Source organism: Allobosea sp. P1_A7 (assembly GCF_056406775.1).
Genome location: NZ_JBFTZN010000120.1, coordinates 1 through 16,016 on the forward strand (window position 1 = coordinate 1; position 16,016 = coordinate 16,016).

The following is a 16,016-nucleotide window of genomic DNA, read 5'->3' on the forward strand; positions in this document are numbered from 1 at the left end:
CACCAAGGCTTGCTTCACTCCTCGCCACGATCTTGCTGATGGCCGATTGCGTCAGGTTGAACGCACGTGCGGCCTCAATCGTCGTGCCCAAGCGATGCACCGCAAGCAGGATGCCGGCCTGGGTCGGCGTGAGTTCGCTCATGGGGCGCGCTCYATCAAGCAGGCGAGCAGGACCTGCCCGGAGTGCTGCAGGTGGGAGCCTTCCCGATGATGCGCATAGGCGATGACGGCCGGGCTCGCGCGCAGCGGCCGCACGGCCAGCCCCTCGGTCAATCCGCTGCTGATCACGAAACCATCAACGATGGCGACGCCGCAGCCCTCGCGCACGAGATGGCAAGCCGAGTCGGTATGACGGACGGTGATCGAGATCCGCGGTGCAAGGCCCGCTTTGGTCAGAGCCTGCTGGAAACTGTCGGCGCTGCTGAAACCATCCGGCCCATAGCTGATCAGTCGACGCCCCGCGAGGTCCTCGAGGCCGATTTCGTCTCGCGCAGCCAATGGATCTGTCTGAAAAAACACGCAGACAAGCGGACTTTCCTGCAGCGTGATATTCCGCAGCCCTTCGTTCGGCAGGGGCCCGTAGGTGATTGCGAGATCGGCATCTCCCGCCGCCAGATGGGCGGCGACATGATCGAACATGATCTCGACAGGTGCCGCATCGCCGATGGCGCGTCGGGCTGCCGTGATCGCGGGCGGCAGGATGCTGTGGGCCAGTCCCGGCACCGTCACGATCCGGAGGCGGTCGACCATGCCGACCCGCATCATGTCGGCCTCATGGCGAGCCCGCCTGAGCGCCGCGAAAGCCGGCTGCGCCCGCTGGGTCAGGGCCTGCGCCTCAGGCGTCGGCATCAAGCGGCCCTGCAAGGTCGTGACGAGGTTCAAGCCGAGTTCGAACTCGGCAAGCCTCAACGCCTTGATCACGGCGGACTGGCTCATCTCTAGCCCTTGCGCCGCCTCACCGGTCCCGCCGAGCCGGACGAAGGCGTCGAGGACCTGCAGTGAGGAGAGCTTCATGACGCACCCTATTCCAACTGGTTGAAGATCTTGCCAAATCTTTCATTAGCAAGACTAGGAGGCCCATGAAAGGATGCCGGCCGTTGTCGGCATAGAACCGGCACCACAGGGGATCGCGATGACCAGATTTCGTTCGATGGTTTCGGCTGCCGCGCTTGCGCTCGCCGTGATGACGCCTGTGATGGGCGGCCTTGCTTCCCCCGCCCTTGCCAAGGGTATGTTGAGACTGGCGCAGACGCAGGATCTCGTCTCGCTCGATCCGATCGCCACCAGCGACAACGCTTCGATCTTCGCGCAACTGCTGATTTTCGACACACTGCTCCGCCCGAGCAAGGATGCCACCAAGCTCGAGCCTGGCCTTGCCGAGAGCTGGCAGGTCAGTGCCGACGGCACGACCTACACATTCAAGCTGCGCGAAGCGAAATTCTCCGACGGTACCCCGGTCACGTCCGCAGATGTGGCGTTCTCACTGAAGCGGGCCGGCAGCGATGCGAGCAACTGGAAGCGCTTCTTTTCGGGCATCGAGACGATCGAGACGCCGGATCAGCGCACGGTGATCCTCACGCTCAAGAAGACCTTCACGCCGCTTCTGAACAACCTGGCCTTGTTCTCTTCCGCCATCCTGCCGCAAAGGGCTTTCGAGGCGGCGCCCGACCGCTTCTTCGAAAAGCCGATCGGCTCGGGCCCCTTTACGGTTGCAGCATGGAATAAGGGCCAGGGTCTTTCGCTGAAGAAGAACGCATCCTACTGGCAGGCCGGCAAGCCCGACCTCGACGGCGCCGAGCTCCTTGTCATTCCCGAAGGCAACAGCCGCGTCCTGAAACTGCAGGCTGGTGAGATCGACGTCGCCTTGGAAATCCCGCTCAACCAGTTGCAGAGCCTCAGCCGTTCGGGCGCGATCAAGACTGCTGTTGCCGATGTCCTGCGCAGCGACTTCGTGATGATGAACACGAAGAAGAAGCCCTTCGACGATGTCCGTGTCCGTCAGGCGCTGAACTATGCCGTCGACAAGGAAGGCCTGGTCAAGGCGCTGCTCTATGGAACCGGCAAGGTCGCGAACTCGCCGATGCCGCCCATGGCCTATGCCGATGCGACGCTGAAGCCCTATTCCCACGATGTCGCCAAGGCGAAAGCCCTGCTGAAGGAAGCCGGCTATGCGGACGGCTTCAAGACCTCGCTGTTGATCCACTCGGGACGTCCGCTGCACCGCCAGCTCGGACAGGCGATGCAAAGCGCTCTGGCGCAGGTCGGGGTGACGGCCGAGATCAAGCTGGTCGAAGGCGGCACGCATTGGTCGACCACCAAGGCGGGCGATTACGAGATGGCGGTTTCCTATGCCTCGAGCGACACGATCGATCCTGATCAACTCGCCGGCTTCCTGATCGTCAATCCCGAGCGCGCCAATGCCTACCACACGGAATGGAAGAGCGAGCGGGTCAACGAGCTCTACGAAAAGGAGCGCGTCACGGCCGATGGTCCGGAGCGCGGTGGGATGTTCAAGGAGATGATCAAGCTCGCGCATGAGGGCGCGCCGTCGGTCTTCCTGTTCTATCCCGGCACGTCCTACGCCTATCGCAGCAATGTCGAAGGCTTCGAAGTGCTTCCGACCTCCAATTTCCGCCTGGAGGACGTCAAGCTGAAGTGAAGCGCCGGCGGCCCCGCAGGGCCGCCTCTTCTTTCAGAAGCTCATCATGGTCGGTTACATCTTCAAACGGCTGTTCCAGCTGGTGCCGGTGCTGCTTGGCATTACGCTGGCCTGCTTCTTCCTGCTGCGCGCGCTGCCGGGGGATCCGGCAACGCTCTTGCTCGGGGCGCGCGGCGGCCCTGAGGAAGTTGCGCTGCTGAAACAGCGCCTCGGGCTCGATCTGCCGCTCTGGCGGCAATATTGGCTGTTCCTCGGCGATATCGGTTCAGGGACCCTCGGCCGTTCGGTGGTGCACGGCCGCGCGGTCTCGGAACTCGTGCTCGAGCGCCTGCCGGCGACGCTGTGGCTCGTCGCCTATTCAACCATCATTGCCGTCATCCTCACCGTTCCTCTTGCCCTGCTCTCGGCGGTCGAGCGGGACAAGCCGGTGGATGTCCTGATCAAACTCGTCTTCACCATCCTGCTCGCCATCCCCTCATTCTGGCTGGGGCTGGTCCTTGTCGTCATGCTGGCKATCTGGGTGCCACTGTTCCCCACCTCCGGGTACGGGGACGGCTTTCTTTCGCGGCTGCATCATCTGACGCTTCCCGCCCTGGTGATTGCCCTCGCGACGGCATCGCTGACGATCCGCAGCCTGCGCAGCGGCATCCTGAACGTGCTCGGCTCGGATTATGTCACGACGGCCCGGGCCAAGGGTAATGGCACCAACCGCACGATGCGCGTGCACGTCCTGCCGAATGCCCTGATCAGCTCGATCTCGGTGCTCGGCGCACATACGAGCTGGATCATCGGTGGCACGGTCGTGATCGAAACGGTCTTCGCCCTGCCCGGGCTCGGCTCGCTCTTCGTTGAATCGATATTCGCCCGCGAYTACCCGATGATCCAGGGGCTGACCATCGTCTTTGCCGTGCTCGTGGTCCTGATCAACCTGGCGACGGATATCGCCTACGCGCTGGCCGACCCGCGCATCAGGCTGGATTGAACCATGACGCGACTGCGCCGCCTCAATCCGACGCTGCCAATCGGCCTCGTGATGCTCGCCCTGCTGAGCCTGTTCGTCGGGCTGGGGCAAGTCTGGACACCGCATGATCCCTTCCTCATCGACTACGGCAATACGTTGCAGCCGCCCTCACTCGGCCACTGGTTCGGCACGGACGATCTCGGGCGCGATGTCGCCTCGCGGGTCATGGCGGGCGGTCTCGTCGATCTGAGGGTGGCACTGATCTGTGTCGCGGCGCCGGCCATGTTGGGCGCGGCGATCGGTGCGCTCTCCGGCTATGTCGGTGGCCGCGTCGATACCGTGATCATGCGTATCACCGACATCTTCTGGGCCTTCCCCTTCCATGTCCTGGTGATCGCCATCGTCGGCGTGCTGGGTCCCGGGGAATTCAACCTCTATCTCGCCTTCCTGCTGGTGAACTGGATCTCGTTTGCCCGCATTGTCCGTGGCGAGGTGCTGGTGCTGCGCGAACTCGAATTCGTGCAGGCAGCGCGCAGTTTCGGCGGTACCGACCGGCACATCGTTGCCAGGCATGTCCTGCCCAACGCCGTGACCCCGGCAATCGTCTATGCAATGGCGGATGTCGTCCTGACGATCCTGGCCGTGACCTCGCTTAGCTTCCTCGGCCTCGGCATCCAGCCGCCGACACCGGAATGGGGGCTGATGATCTCGGACGGCCGCGAGTTCCTGTTCGACGCCTGGTGGATCGCGACCTGCCCGGGTCTCGCCATCATCTATACCGGTGTGACCTTCGCCCTGATCGGCGAGGGGGTCGACACCGCCTTGCGCCCGAAGGGCTGACCTTTTCCTGCGCGGCCGATGCCTGCGCCATGAGGACATCATGAGCTTCTTTCGCGACGATACAGAACTGCAGCGGATCGGCCGCGCCATCGAGGCCCATGCGTCTTCGATCTATTCCGGACGTGGTGTCCCGCTGGACCAGTTCGCCTATGTCCTGCTGCGCCCTCAGCCTGCTGGTGAGAAACCGGTTGGAGCTGCCCGCCATGCCGACTGGCGGAGCTACCCATGCTCTTTGGTCAAGGTCTTTCACCTCGTCGCGGCGCAGGCGGCCCTCACGGAGGGACGGTTGACCGAGCATGAGGAACTCGACCGCGCGATGCGCGACATGATCCTCTGGTCGTCCAATTCGGCAACGAACTACATCATCGACCTGCTCACCGGCACGACCGGCGACACATTGCTGCAGGGGGAGGCCCTGGCCGACTGGTGCGAGCGCCGCCGGGAGATCAACCGCTTCTTCGCCGGCTTGGGCTGGTCCGAGTTGGTCGGCATCAATCTCGACCAGAAGCTGATGGATGATTTGCGCTACGGCCGCGAGAAAATCGGGCTCAATCTCTCTCCCATCGGCCACAACCGCCTGACGCCGATCGCAATGGCGCGTCTGATGTCAGAGATCTTTTATGGCTCCTCGCTGTTGCCGGAAGCTCGCCTGAAGCGGGTGCGCGACCACCTCATTCGCGACCAGGAAAGTCCCGACCGGGCCCGCGGCGCCTATCAACTGCTCGGATATCTCGGCGGCGGCCTGCCGGACGGTTCGCGGATCTGGTCCAAGGCCGGACGGACCCGCTGGCTGGGCGATGCACGCGCCGAATTTCGCCGCCACGACACGATGCGCGCCATCCTGCCTGGCGGCGAGGACTTCATCCTGACCGTCTTCACCCAGGGCGAAGCGATCGGAGAGGATGACGGCTTCCTGCCGGGGATTGGTAAGTTGGTTGCAGCCGAGATAGCCGGGATTTGAACGGAATCTTGATGTGYACGGCGACGACCGGCGGTCGGGCGCAACGGAGCGACAGGACCAGCCGCCTCGACGAGGATCAACTTCTGTAGAAAGCGGGGACAGGCCGGGCTATATCAGGCGTTCCTCTTTCGTTCGCGAGACTTCGCCATGACCCGGCGATCCGGCAGCGCCGACCTTCCGCTCCACCATGGCCGCGTGCCCGCCTGGCTCGGTCGGCGCATGACGCAGCTCGGCGCGGTCATCTGCGCGGCGATCATCCATCATTATGGCCGCGACGAGTTGCTGCGGCGGTTGGCGCATCCATTCTGGTTCCAGTCCTTCGGGGCGGTGATGGGAATGGACTGGCACTCGTCGGGTATCACCACCAGCGTGATAGGCGCGCTCAAGCGTGGGCTGGCTCCGCTGTCGGGCGAGCTGGGCCTGCATGTCTGTGGCGGGCGGGGCCGCCATTCGCGCGAGACACCGGCCGAGCTCGAACAGATTGGAGCGAGGGTCGGGTTCGACGGACAGGCGCTCGCCACCGCGAGCCGGCTGGTCGCCAAGGTCGACAGTGCCGCCGTGCAGGACGGCTTCGACCTCTATCTCCATGGCTTCTTCGTCGGGAATGACGGCCATTGGGTCGTGGTGCAGCAGGGCATGAATGGCGATGGCGGCCTCGCCCGGCGCTATCACTGGCAGTCTGAAGGGCTGGGCAGTTTCGTCGAGGCGCCACATGCCGCCATCGATGGCAAGAACCAGGGCAGCATCATCAATCTGACCGACAGGCGCGCCGCCCTCTCCCGCAACGGCCAGATCGATCTGCTGCGCGACATCGGACCGTCGGGGATCGTGAGGGAATTTGCGGCGCTGGAGCGCGACCGGGCGCCGCCGGTCCTGTCGCCGGCGCAGCTTTCCCTACCTCATCTCGTCATGCCGGCACATCACGAGGTCAGGCCCAAGGACGTCATTGCGCGACGGCTCCATGGTGCGCTCGCCGCAGCCGCCGACAGCGCCCCCGCCGATTTCTCGGAATTGCTGCTCGTGCCCGGCGTCGGCGCCCGCACGGTCCGTTCGCTTGCGATGGTCGCGGAAGTGATCCATGGCGCGCCGTGCCGGTTCGCCGATCCTGCGCGCTTCTCTCTCGCCCATGGCGGCAAGGACAGACAGCCGTTCGCCGTGCCCACCAAGGTCTACGACCAGACGATCGCGGTGCTGAAATCCGCCATCGATCGGGCGAAACTCGGTCAGGACGACAGGCTCGCTGCCATCGCACGTCTGGACCGGGAAAGCCGGCGCCTGGAGCGCGTCGTCTCCGGTCCGACGTTGGATGAGTATGTCACGGAGGAGAGACTGCGCTCCGCCGAGTATGGTGGCCGGAGCGTCTTCGGCTGGGAGCGGTCGGACGGTGAAGCGGCACCCGCGCCGCCTGCGAAGGCGAACCCGGCTTGACCGTCAGCCATGGCGCCAGCGCGTCGCCATCGGCATTCCGCCGACGGCGTCTGGCATGCTGACTGGGGGGAGAACAGGACTGCTCTTCATTCGACCGTCCACTGGCAAATGCGAAACCCTCGCGAGCGCTGGCGCATGTCGAGATGAAGATGGTCCTTGTGGGAACTGTCGGCTCCCGGGCCGAGCACGGTGGCGAACCGTTGGCAGACGCTCTTCTGCACCGCGTCGCGCATTGAGCGGGACAGAGGCTCCTGACCCGCGAATGCCACGGCGCGGCCATCCTGCATCAGCAACCCGCCGACATCGAGAGCGTTGCCGCTCGCATGCTCACTGATCGGCGCACCTGTATCGGCGTTTCGTGACCGGCAGGCATATCCGCCGACCCCTGTCAGCTTCGCAAGCCGGGCGTTCTCCTGCCTCGCCAGCGCAGCGAGATCGTCGCGGATCCAGGCGAGAACCTCGAGCGCAAGAGAGCACCGCACGGTGATCGCGCTGTCCAACTCGATCCTGGAACCGTCGGGCATGGTCAAGCGCTGGAACGTCACCGGATCCTCGATCGCACATTCCCCCGTGCTTGCGCCGTTCTGCGAGGGCAATACGAAACCCCCGCTCTCCTCGAAGGCCCTGATACAGGTCGATGGAACTGCCGGAACACGCTGTTCCAACAAATTCCCGTTTGCAGTGGAGTCAGCCTGCGGGGCCAATCTGCTCGGCCGCGGCGGAGGCAGCGGCGCGAGCACGCGTGCTGGATCCGATTGCGAAACGCCTTGCACTTTTGCCTGGCTGTCGCGCGCCAGCGCCCCGAAGCCGAACATGAACAGAGAAATGGCTAGCGCGATCCCTGCGAGAACTCGCCGTCTCTGGCGACCTGACACCGCCCTCAATCCAGGAATCGCACCGGCACACCCGGGCGCACGAGGTCGGCCAGCTCCTCCGCATCCCAGTTCGTCAATCTCACGCATCCATGCGACGTCGTCTTGCTGACCCGCGAGGGTTCCGGCGTGCCGTGTATGCCGTATGTCGGTTCCGACAAAGCGATCCAGACGGTTCCAACCGGTCCATTGGGTCCGGGCGGAAGGACGAGGGTTTCATCGTTCTTGCCCTGCCGGAAGTTTTTCTCGGGATTGTAGGTGTATCTCGGGTTCCTCGCGATGCGCGTGACCCTGTACTGCCCGCTCAAAGAGGGCGTGTCAGTGCTTCCGATTGTTGCCGGATAGCTGGAAAGGATGGTGTCCCCATCGCCATAAGCGACGACCATGCCCGTACTCTTAACGACATCGACCCGTTTGGCAGCGCCCTTCTGGAGAGAGCGTTCGGAAGAGATGACGTAAATTCCGCGGCCAGCGCTGGTGAAGCGCTGCTCGGGATTAAGCGCCATCAATAGCCCTTCGCTCATGTGAAAGCGCTCGCTGAGCATCTCCTGCGGGCTCGTGTAGGAGAGCCGCTTCATCCTGGCCTGCTTGGCGTAGTCCCGGGGAATGGCGTCGGCGAATTTGTATTCCGTGTCCTTTTCGGACAGCTTGTATTCGACCACGACATCCTGATCGGTATCGCCGCCGAGACCGAGCCACGCGACCTCGTCCAGCTCGTCGCTTTCGCCTAGGCTCTCCTGGCGCCGGAACTGCGCGACCGCCTTGCGAAAGTTCTCGCCATCGACGCCATCGATCACGCCGGGCGAGATGCTGCGCCGGCTGAGCAGGGCCTGAGCCTTCACGATGAAGGGATCGGGCCCGTTCGCCGCCTGACGGATCGGTCGCGCGAATGTCGCCGTGTTGATCTGATCGGGCGTCAAGGCCGACACAGGGGCCGCACCGAGTACGAGCACCATAAGGACCATTACGTGCAGATCGGTGAGCTTCATCGATCGGGGGTTCCGATAAGGTCAAACCCTATACGGCGGAAGCGCCAACATGTTCCCGAGATCTTGACAGGGCACCAGTTCGGCTCAGCCAGTCAGCGTGGCCAAGTCGCCCTTGGGACGCCGGCATGGTCGGCAATCCAACAGCCATTAGACCTCCGACAATCATCACGCAGATGCGCTACCGAAGCGACCTCGCCCAGGGAACCTAACGGCTTCGTGATACGAGATGTATGGCATGTTCCGCATTGGATCAGCTTAAGTTCTTGGGGATCGTCCTCGGGACATGCCATGAGATTTCGCGCGCTTTTCGCACTTGCCGTTGCCGGGCTGTCCATTTCAGCGCCTCTGGCTTTCCTGGACCAGGCGCGAGCGCAGGAGACTGCGCCGGCGCGGCGGGATCAGGGCCCAGCAGATGCGCAGGCAAATCGGCAGGAGTCTCGCCCTGTCACCGGCCAGGGCGTAGCCCTGCCGCCGCCTTCCGTCACGCGTCACGAATTGACCCTGCCCGGCCGTACGCTGCGCTATACGGCCACGGCCGGCGCGCTGCCGGTCAGTGATCAGTCCGGCCGCAAGCTCGCCGAAATCGCCTATATCGCCTATGTGCTCGACCGTGGTCAGGGCGTCCCCGCCTCGTCGCGCCCGGTCACATTTGCCTTCAACGGCGGACCTGGTGCCGCCTCTGCCTATCTCAATCTCGGCCTGATGGGGCCGAAGCGGCTGCCTTTCGGCCGGCAGGGCGACGCCCCGTCCATGCCGCCCCTCGTCGTCGACAATGCCGATACCTGGCTCGACTTCACCGATCTCGTCTTCATCGACCCGGTGGGCACGGGATTCAGCCGTTTCGCCGCCGGCACCGATGAGGCACGCGGGCTGCTCTGGTCGGTCGAGGGAGACTACAAGTCGCTCTCACGCTTCGTCACCAACTGGCTGCGGCTGAACGACCGCCTCGCTTCGCCGAAATTCCTCGTCGGCGAGAGCTATGGCGGGTTCCGCGCCCCCAAGATCGCCAGCGAGTTGCAGACCGGCGACGGTGTCGGCGTCTCCGGCATCGTGATGCTCTCCCCGGTACTCGACTTCACCTACCAGCGCGACGCCGGCAGCTCGCCGCTTCGCTGGGTGGTGTCGCTCCCGGCGATGGCCGCGGTGAAGCTGGAGCGCGAAGGCAAACTCTCCCACCAGACGCTCGCAGAGGCCGAAAACTATGCTGCCGGCGACTATCTCGCCGATCTCCTGAAGGGGCCACGCGACAGCGACGCGACCAAACGACTGGCCGACAGGGTCTCAGCGCTGACAGGGCTCGACCGGGCTCTCGTGGAGCGCATGGGCGGCAAGGTCGACACCGGCACCTTTTTGCGGGAACTGGACCGCAGCAAGGGGCTGGTCGGCAGTCCCTATGACGGAAACGTCGCCGCCCTCGATCCCGATCCCGAAGCCGCGCGCGGCAGGGCGCCGGACGCCGTGCTGGGCGCGATCACGGCTCCCCTGACGAGCGCAATGCTCAGTCACTATGCAAACGATCTGAATTGGCGGCCCGAAGGACGTTATTTCCTCTTGAACGAAGAGGTCAACCGACGCTGGAATTATGGCCAGGGTCGCGGCGACCGCGAATCCATCCGCGAGCTCCGCAATGTGCTCGCGCTCGATCCCCGCCTCGAGGTCATCGTCGCACACGGGTTCACCGATCTCGTCACGCCCTATTTCGAGACCAAGCTGCTTCTCGATCAACTGCCTGCCTTGGGCGATCCTGCCCGCGTCAAGCTGCAGGTCCTTCCCGGCGGGCACATGTTMTATTCGCGTGACGCCWCGCGCGCGAATTTGCGCGAGGCGTCACGCACCATGATCGAGGCCCGCCAGGGATTGTGAGGAGGAGCCGGGCCCGCGCGCTGAAGCCCCGCTTTCCCAACTGATCACAGCGAAAGCTGCCACGCCATGTCCAATGACATTGCGGGTGGTCAAGCACGGCGACATATAGGATCCTGCGCCGATTGAGCCGGGACAAGATGTTGAACAACCTAGGTGAATCGGCCGAGAGCAAACTTCGCGCCCGCGAAGCCGAGCTCGCACGCATCCAACGCATCGGGCAGATCGGCGGCCTGGAGGTCGACCTGCGCCACGGTGAATTCAAGAATGTCCGCTCGCCAGAGTATTTGGCCGTCCACGGATTACCGCCGGACGCGATCCATGAAAGCCACGAGGCCTGGGTTGCCCGGATTCATCCCGATGACCGCGCGCGTGTCGTGGGCCATTTCCTCGCCACCGTTAAAAGCCCTGCCACCGAGTACGAAGTCGAGTATCGCATCATCAGGCCAAGTGACGGCCAGACGCGCTGGATCCTCGCAAAGGCCGAAATCACCAGAGACGAGCATGGCGGCGCGGTTCGCCTCGTCGGGGCCCATATCGACATTACAGCAAGGCGCCGCGCCGAAGAGCAGCGTGAGCTGATCGCCCGCGAGCTTTCGCATCGAATCGCCAACATCTTCACCGTTGTGAACAGTCTGGTGCGGATGGCGGCCCGCTTCGAGCCGGCGAGCAAGGGCTTCGCCGAGAAACTGCAGAGCCGGTTCCAGGCCCTGCATCGCGCCCATGCCTTCGTCGTCGACAAGGAGATCGGCGACGGAGGATTGACGCTGCTGCTGTCACGCCTGCTCGATCCTTATCGCGAGGGCCACGCAGATCGCGTGACCATTCAAGGAGAGGATGCTGCGGTCGGCCCGAGTGCAGCGACCGCGCTGGCGCTGATCTTTCATGAGCTGGCGACCAATGCGGTCAAGTATGGTGCGCTGTCCAGCGAAAGCGGGTCCGTGTCKGTTTCCACCGAGGTTCGGCAGGAGCAGCTTTTCATAACCTGGCAAGAGATCGGCGGCCCCGACGTAGTTACGCCTTCCGGACAGCCGGGCTTCGGCAGCGTTCTCGTCGATAGGGCGGCGCACTCTCAGCTTGGCGCCAAGATGCAGTACCTTTGGCTGCCCACCGGTTTGGTCGCAGTGATCGAGGCGGACCTCGCCGATCTGCGTCGCTGATGCGCCATCGACCTCCATGTCATGACCGGCCAGACCCGCAGGGCTCGCGTCGGCCAGAACCGCGTTGCAACGTTCAGGACACCGTTTCAGGCGCCTGAACGCTCAATGGCAGCGCAGGCGTAAAATTCTCCCGGCAGAACTCGGAAACGGCGTGAGGCACGGCTCACGCCGTTGGATCTGCCTTTCGGTCCCGGAAGGCAGCCTCTCCGGCATCCGACACCTCGACCCATTTTTTGTCGGGCGCCGCGTCGGCAACGTAGCTGTCGTGCCAGTTCCACCACTTATAGGTTGGCGTCTGCGGATAGCCTGCGGGAGAGTCCTCCCAGACCTCCTGCCGGCCCAGCGGCGTGATGTCGAGATAGTTCCAGGTGTTCCCCATCTGCTCGTCGCCGCGGTTATTGATGAAATAGGTGCGAAACACCCGATCACCGTCACGGTAGAACACGTTCGTGCCGTGCCATTCGTCCACGCCGAAATCGGCATCGAAACCGTCCGTGAGGGTGAACCAGGGCATCGTCCAGCCCATCCGCTCCTTGAGCCGTGCGATATCCGCCTGCGGCGCACGCGAGACGAAGACGAGGGTGGTGTCGCGGGCGTTCAGGTGGGCGAGATGAGCAACCTGGTCGGCCACCATGGAGCAGCCCCGGCAGGCATGGTCCGGCCAGCCAAAAACGCCCGGCTCGAAGAAGGCGCGGTAGACGATCAGCTGCCGCCGACCGTCGAACAGGTCGAGCAGGCTGGCTTTGCCCGCAGGTCCCTCGAACGCATACGCACTCGTCACGGCCGTCCACGGCATGCGCCGCCGCTCGGCGGCCAGGGCGTCACGGGCCAGGGTCTGGGCTTTTTCCTTCACGAGCAGTTGCTTGCGGGCTTCCTCCCATGCCAGCGACGGTACGACCGCTGGTGTCCGCATGACCGGTTGTCCGCCTTTCCGTCCGCTCTCGGCTGATTGTGTCATGGCCTCTGAAACCTCCTGGTTTAGGCGATCTCCCGCACCTTCAGGACGCAACACGCTTCCATTTGGCGCTCATTGCTCGCCATTGATCGTCAGGCAGTTTGGCACCGCAGATCGGCCAGTGGGAGTAACAAGCGTGGCGATATTCGGACGGAGCCGCTGATCGCAGGCGCGGGGCCTGCGCCACTCAAGGAAGTCGCCGCGATCGGACCCTGCCACTCGGCCCCTTTGAGCGGCAGGACAAACTCCATGCGCCAAAGAATCCGAAGCTGGGTTGAGGGCTCAGATCCGGACTGACACGGATCGAATCAACCGCCTGCAGTCCCGGCGGCGACGAAGCGGTCATGAATCGTCATGCCGGCCAGCATGGCCGCAACGAACAGTACGACCGGCAGAAACCCCATGGAAAGCGCGGCAATCGCCGGACCCGGGCAGAAGCCGGCCATGCCCCAGCCGAGCCCGAACAGAGCAGATCCGAGGATGAGCCGCCGGTCGATCTGCCCGGGCGGCGGGATATGGAAATGATCGTCGAGGACGGGACGCTTCATTCGCCGCACCAGCGCCATCGCACCGAGCGCAACGGCAAGAGCGCCGCCGAGCACGAAGGCGAGGCTCGGGTCCCAATGACCGCTCCCGATATCCAGGAAGCCGATGACCCGGGCCGGATCGAGCATGCCCGACAGCGCAAGGCCGAAGCCGAACATGGCGCCAGCGACAAGCGCGACGAACAGGCGTGGCAAGCGCTGTGTCATCCGACGAGCCTCATGAGGGTGGCCGCAGCGATTCCGGCTACCAGGAAGGTGACGGTCGCGGCAATCGAACGGCGGGAGAATCGCGCAAGCCCGAGGATGCCGTGGCCCGATGTGCAGCCCGAGCCCATCCGCGTGCCGAAGCCGACCAGCAGCCCCGCAATCAGGATGATCGGCAAGGAGGCCGCGATCGTCACCTGCGGCCAGCGGCCGAAGGCGATGGCGAAGAGAACCGGACCGGCCAGGAGCCCGATCAGGAAAGCGGCGTTGGCCGGCACCTGAGCGCCCTGCGCCAGCCGGCCCACGATGCCGCTGATGCCGGCGATGCGACCGTTGAGAAGCAGCAGCAGCGCCGCAGAGAGCCCGATCAGCATGCCGCCGAAGAGCGAGGGCCAGTAACTCATGGTTGCGGGGCCTCCGGCTCGCAGAAGATGTCATAGAGCGCGCGGATCAGCAGCGCCGCCTTGTCCGCCGTCAGGCGATAGAAGATCTGCTTGCCCTCCCGCCGCGTCTCGACAATTCCCGCCTCCCGCAGCACCGTGAGCTGTTGCGAGAGCGTCGGCTGGTGAATGCCGAGCCGGCTTTCCAGTTCGCCGACGGCGTATTCTCCCTCGGCAAGCATGCAGGCAAGCATCAGCCGCGCCGGGTGGGCCATCGTCTTGAGCAGTCCCGCGACCTCGTCCGCGCGGGCCGCCATATCGACTGGCTTCGTCACCTCGCTCGACAGGGTCACCAGACGGCACCTTCGAGCGCATCGAGCGGGATCTTGAGATAGCGCCGGCCGTTGTCTTCCGGCTCCGGCAGGCGCCCGCCCCGAATATTCACCTGCAGCGCATGCAGGATCAGCTTTGGCATCGGCAATGTCTTGTCGCGTGCCTCGCGCAGCGCGACGTAGCCCACCTCGTCCATCCCCGCGACATGCGGGTTCGCTCGCCTCTGCTCTGCGACCGTACTCTCCCAGCGCGGCTCGCGTCCGCCCGGCCGATAGTCGTGACCGGTGAAGAGCCGGGTCTCGTCAGGCATCGCCAGAATATCCTGGATCGAGGCCCAGAGCGCTGTGGCGCTGCCGCCGGGGAAATCGGCCCGGGCGCTGCCGGAATCCGGCATGAAGAGCGTGTCATGGATGAAGGCGGCATCGCCGATCACATAGGTGATCGAGGCCAGCGTATGGCCGGGCGAAAACAGGACATGCGCATCGATCGAGCCAAGCCTGAAATGGTCGCCATGAGAAAACAGCCGGTCCCATTGCGAACCATCGGTCAGCAGCGCCGGGCAGTTATAGAGCTTCTTCCAAAGCTTCTGCACCTCGACCACATGCGCACCGATGCCGGTCGGCGCCCCGGTCCTCTGCTTCAGATAATGCGCGGCTGAGAAATGGTCGGCATGCGGATGGGTGTCGAGAATCCACGCGACGGTCAGCCCCTGCGCCGCGACATGCGACAGGAGCGCATCGGCGCTCGCCGTGCTGGTCGCCCCGGATTTCTCGTCATAGTCGAGCACCGGGTCGATGATCGCACAGCTCTTCGTCGCAGGATCCGAGACGACATACTGGATGCTGCCGCTGCGCGGCTCGTAGAACCCCTTKACCTCGGGCCGGGCCGGCAGCGCTCGGGCAGCGAGCCAGGCCTGCGCGCCCTTGAGATCGAAGCCGAGCCGCTCGCCGAATGCCCGGACATCCGCCGCCTCGAGGCGCCCGTCGAGAACCTCGCCCAGCGCGTGCAGGGTCAACGCGCGCGTTCCGGATTTGCAATGGGCGAAGACCGGCCCGGATGTGGAGGCGACTGCTCTCTGGAATGCCCGCACATTGGCCTCGGTGATGGTCGACCCGGTGACGGGAATATGCGCATAGGCAATCCCGGCTTCAGCTGCGGCGGACGCCTCGGCCTCGGTGCCGGGCTGCCCGGCCTCCTCGCCATCGGGCCGGTTGTTGACGACCGTCGCGAAGCCTTCGCCTGCGAGCTGCGCAAACTCGGCAAGCGAAGGCTGGCCACCAATGGTGAGCCTGTCGCTGATCCTGACGGTCGGCATGGCGTCGCTCCTCTTGCGGGTCTTCAATATACAATATCATATAATGTATATTGAAGACCCGCAAGAGGCACGTCACGCGGTCAGAGCACCACCACCCTGGAGCCGCCGGCAACGCGATTATACAGGTCGATCACGTCCTGGTTCATCATTCGAATGCAGCCTGACGAGACGGCCTCGCCGATCGTCCAGGGCTCGTTGGTGCCGTGGATGCGGTAGAGCGTGTCCTTGCCGTTCTTGAACAGATAGAGCGCCCGGGCGCCGAGCGGATTGCTCGCGCCACCTGCCATGCCGCCGGCCCATTTCGCATAGCGGCCGGGCTCTCGCCGGATCATGTCCGGCGTCGGCGTCCAGCGCGGCCATTGCGCCTTGCGCTCGACGCGCGCCGTCCCGGTGAATTCAAGCCCCTCCTTACCGACGCCGACGCCGTAGCGCAGCGCCTTACCGCCCTCCTGCACGAGATAGAGGAAGCGTGCCTCGGGATCGACGACGATCGTTCCGGGCTGCTCCCGGGTCCGGTAATCGACGAGCTGGCGCATATAGGCCGGCTTCAGATC

16 protein-coding genes are annotated in these 16,016 nt (G+C 64.4%); 7 read left to right on the plus strand and 9 right to left on the minus strand.

Annotation, left to right across the window (positions count from 1 at the left end; genetic code table 11):
• Positions 1-138: 138 nt before the first annotated feature.
• Complete coding sequence (locus AC1D34_RS20385; protein ID WP_476825159.1) at positions 139-1,014, minus strand: LysR family transcriptional regulator; 876 nt, start codon at positions 1,012-1,014, stop codon at positions 139-141.
• A 118-nt stretch (positions 1,015-1,132) separates the two neighbouring features.
• On the opposite strand from AC1D34_RS20385, the gene AC1D34_RS20390 reads away from it, so the two are divergent.
• The 5 genes from AC1D34_RS20390 to AC1D34_RS20410 all read left to right on the plus strand — a co-directional run bounded on the left by AC1D34_RS20390 (position 1,133) and on the right by AC1D34_RS20410 (position 6,849).
• A complete protein-coding gene (locus AC1D34_RS20390) occupies positions 1,133-2,659 on the plus strand; it encodes an ABC transporter substrate-binding protein (protein WP_476825160.1) in 1,527 nt (508 codons plus the stop codon).
• A gap of 46 nt (positions 2,660-2,705) precedes the next feature.
• Positions 2,706-3,641: an ABC transporter permease gene (locus tag AC1D34_RS20395; RefSeq protein WP_441492408.1), complete on the plus strand. Its 936-nt coding sequence runs from the start codon at positions 2,706-2,708 to the stop codon at positions 3,639-3,641.
• Positions 3,642-3,644: 3 nt separating this feature from the next.
• Positions 3,645-4,460 (plus strand): ABC transporter permease, encoded by an 816-nt coding sequence (locus AC1D34_RS20400; protein ID WP_476825161.1) that lies wholly within the window; start codon positions 3,645-3,647, stop codon positions 4,458-4,460.
• Between the two features lie 40 nt (positions 4,461-4,500).
• Complete coding sequence (locus AC1D34_RS20405) at positions 4,501-5,421, plus strand: serine hydrolase (protein ID WP_476825162.1); 921 nt, start codon at positions 4,501-4,503, stop codon at positions 5,419-5,421.
• Positions 5,422-5,568: 147 nt separating this feature from the next.
• The gene (locus AC1D34_RS20410; RefSeq protein ID WP_441492405.1) at positions 5,569-6,849 is read left to right on the plus strand and encodes a DUF763 domain-containing protein; all 1,281 of its coding nucleotides are present in this window, start codon (positions 5,569-5,571) and stop codon (positions 6,847-6,849) included.
• Between the two features lie 86 nt (positions 6,850-6,935).
• On the opposite strand, the gene AC1D34_RS20415 is transcribed toward AC1D34_RS20410, so the two are convergent.
• Positions 6,936-7,811 (minus strand): extensin-like domain-containing protein, encoded by an 876-nt coding sequence (locus tag AC1D34_RS20415; protein WP_476825163.1) that lies wholly within the window; start codon positions 7,809-7,811, stop codon positions 6,936-6,938.
• On the minus strand, positions 7,730-8,710 hold the full coding sequence (locus AC1D34_RS20420) for a L,D-transpeptidase family protein (RefSeq protein WP_476825164.1): 981 nt from the start codon (positions 8,708-8,710) through the stop codon (positions 7,730-7,732). The genes AC1D34_RS20415 and AC1D34_RS20420 overlap by 82 nt, the downstream gene beginning before the upstream one ends.
• A gap of 288 nt (positions 8,711-8,998) precedes the next feature.
• Here AC1D34_RS20420 and AC1D34_RS20425 point away from each other — a divergent pair, with 288 nt between their 5' ends.
• Together AC1D34_RS20425 and AC1D34_RS20430 are read left to right on the plus strand one after the other, a co-directional pair.
• Positions 8,999-10,573 (plus strand): S10 family peptidase, encoded by a 1,575-nt coding sequence (locus AC1D34_RS20425; protein WP_476825165.1) that lies wholly within the window; start codon positions 8,999-9,001, stop codon positions 10,571-10,573.
• 137 nt (positions 10,574-10,710) lie between these two features.
• A complete protein-coding gene (locus tag AC1D34_RS20430) occupies positions 10,711-11,730 on the plus strand; it encodes a PAS domain-containing protein (protein ID WP_476825166.1) in 1,020 nt (339 codons plus the stop codon).
• 163 nt (positions 11,731-11,893) lie between these two features.
• Here AC1D34_RS20430 and AC1D34_RS20435 read toward each other — a convergent pair whose 3' ends face one another.
• The 6 genes from AC1D34_RS20435 to AC1D34_RS20460 all read right to left on the minus strand — a co-directional run.
• Positions 11,894-12,688 (minus strand): DUF899 domain-containing protein, encoded by a 795-nt coding sequence (locus tag AC1D34_RS20435; protein ID WP_476825170.1) that lies wholly within the window; start codon positions 12,686-12,688, stop codon positions 11,894-11,896.
• Between the two features lie 305 nt (positions 12,689-12,993).
• Entirely contained in the window at positions 12,994-13,437 is a 444-nt protein-coding gene (locus AC1D34_RS20440; RefSeq protein ID WP_476825167.1) for a DUF6691 family protein, read from the minus strand.
• On the minus strand, positions 13,434-13,838 hold the full coding sequence (locus AC1D34_RS20445) for a YeeE/YedE family protein (protein WP_441492401.1): 405 nt from the start codon (positions 13,836-13,838) through the stop codon (positions 13,434-13,436). The genes AC1D34_RS20440 and AC1D34_RS20445 overlap by 4 nt, the downstream gene beginning before the upstream one ends.
• Positions 13,835-14,131 (minus strand): sulfite-sensing transcriptional repressor BigR, encoded by a 297-nt coding sequence (bigR, locus tag AC1D34_RS20450; RefSeq protein ID WP_441492529.1) that lies wholly within the window; start codon positions 14,129-14,131, stop codon positions 13,835-13,837. The genes AC1D34_RS20445 and bigR overlap by 4 nt, the downstream gene beginning before the upstream one ends.
• Positions 14,132-14,163: 32 nt before the next feature.
• The gene (gene blh / locus AC1D34_RS20455; RefSeq protein ID WP_476825168.1) at positions 14,164-15,462 is read right to left on the minus strand and encodes a bifunctional sulfur transferase/dioxygenase Blh; all 1,299 of its coding nucleotides are present in this window, start codon (positions 15,460-15,462) and stop codon (positions 14,164-14,166) included.
• Positions 15,463-15,542: 80 nt separating this feature from the next.
• On the minus strand, positions 15,543-16,016 hold a 474-nt coding region (locus tag AC1D34_RS20460; protein ID WP_476825169.1), incomplete at its 5' end, for a L,D-transpeptidase.

What these genes read in the sequence shown, in the direction of transcription:
- AC1D34_RS20390 (WP_476825160.1), top strand. Translation starts at nt 1,133, where the DNA reads ATGACCAGATTTCGTTCGATGGTTTCGGCTGCCGCGCTTGCGCTCGCC.
- AC1D34_RS20400 (WP_476825161.1), top strand. Translation starts at nt 3,645, where the DNA reads ATGACGCGACTGCGCCGCCTCAATCCGACGCTGCCAATCGGCCTCGTG.
- AC1D34_RS20405 (WP_476825162.1), top strand. Translation starts at nt 4,501, where the DNA reads ATGAGCTTCTTTCGCGACGATACAGAACTGCAGCGGATCGGCCGCGCC.
- AC1D34_RS20410 (WP_441492405.1), top strand. Translation starts at nt 5,569, where the DNA reads ATGACCCGGCGATCCGGCAGCGCCGACCTTCCGCTCCACCATGGCCGC.
- AC1D34_RS20415 (WP_476825163.1), bottom strand. Translation starts at nt 7,811, where the DNA reads ATGCGTGAGATTGACGAACTGGGATGCGGAGGAGCTGGCCGACCTCGT.
- AC1D34_RS20420 (WP_476825164.1), bottom strand. Translation starts at nt 8,710, where the DNA reads ATGAAGCTCACCGATCTGCACGTAATGGTCCTTATGGTGCTCGTACTC.
- AC1D34_RS20435 (WP_476825170.1), bottom strand. Translation starts at nt 12,688, where the DNA reads ATGACACAATCAGCCGAGAGCGGACGGAAAGGCGGACAACCGGTCATG.
- AC1D34_RS20440 (WP_476825167.1), bottom strand. Translation starts at nt 13,437, where the DNA reads ATGACACAGCGCTTGCCACGCCTGTTCGTCGCGCTTGTCGCTGGCGCC.
- AC1D34_RS20445 (WP_441492401.1), bottom strand. Translation starts at nt 13,838, where the DNA reads ATGAGTTACTGGCCCTCGCTCTTCGGCGGCATGCTGATCGGGCTCTCT.
- bigR (WP_441492529.1), bottom strand. Translation starts at nt 14,131, where the DNA reads ATGGCGGCCCGCGCGGACGAGGTCGCGGGACTGCTCAAGACGATGGCC.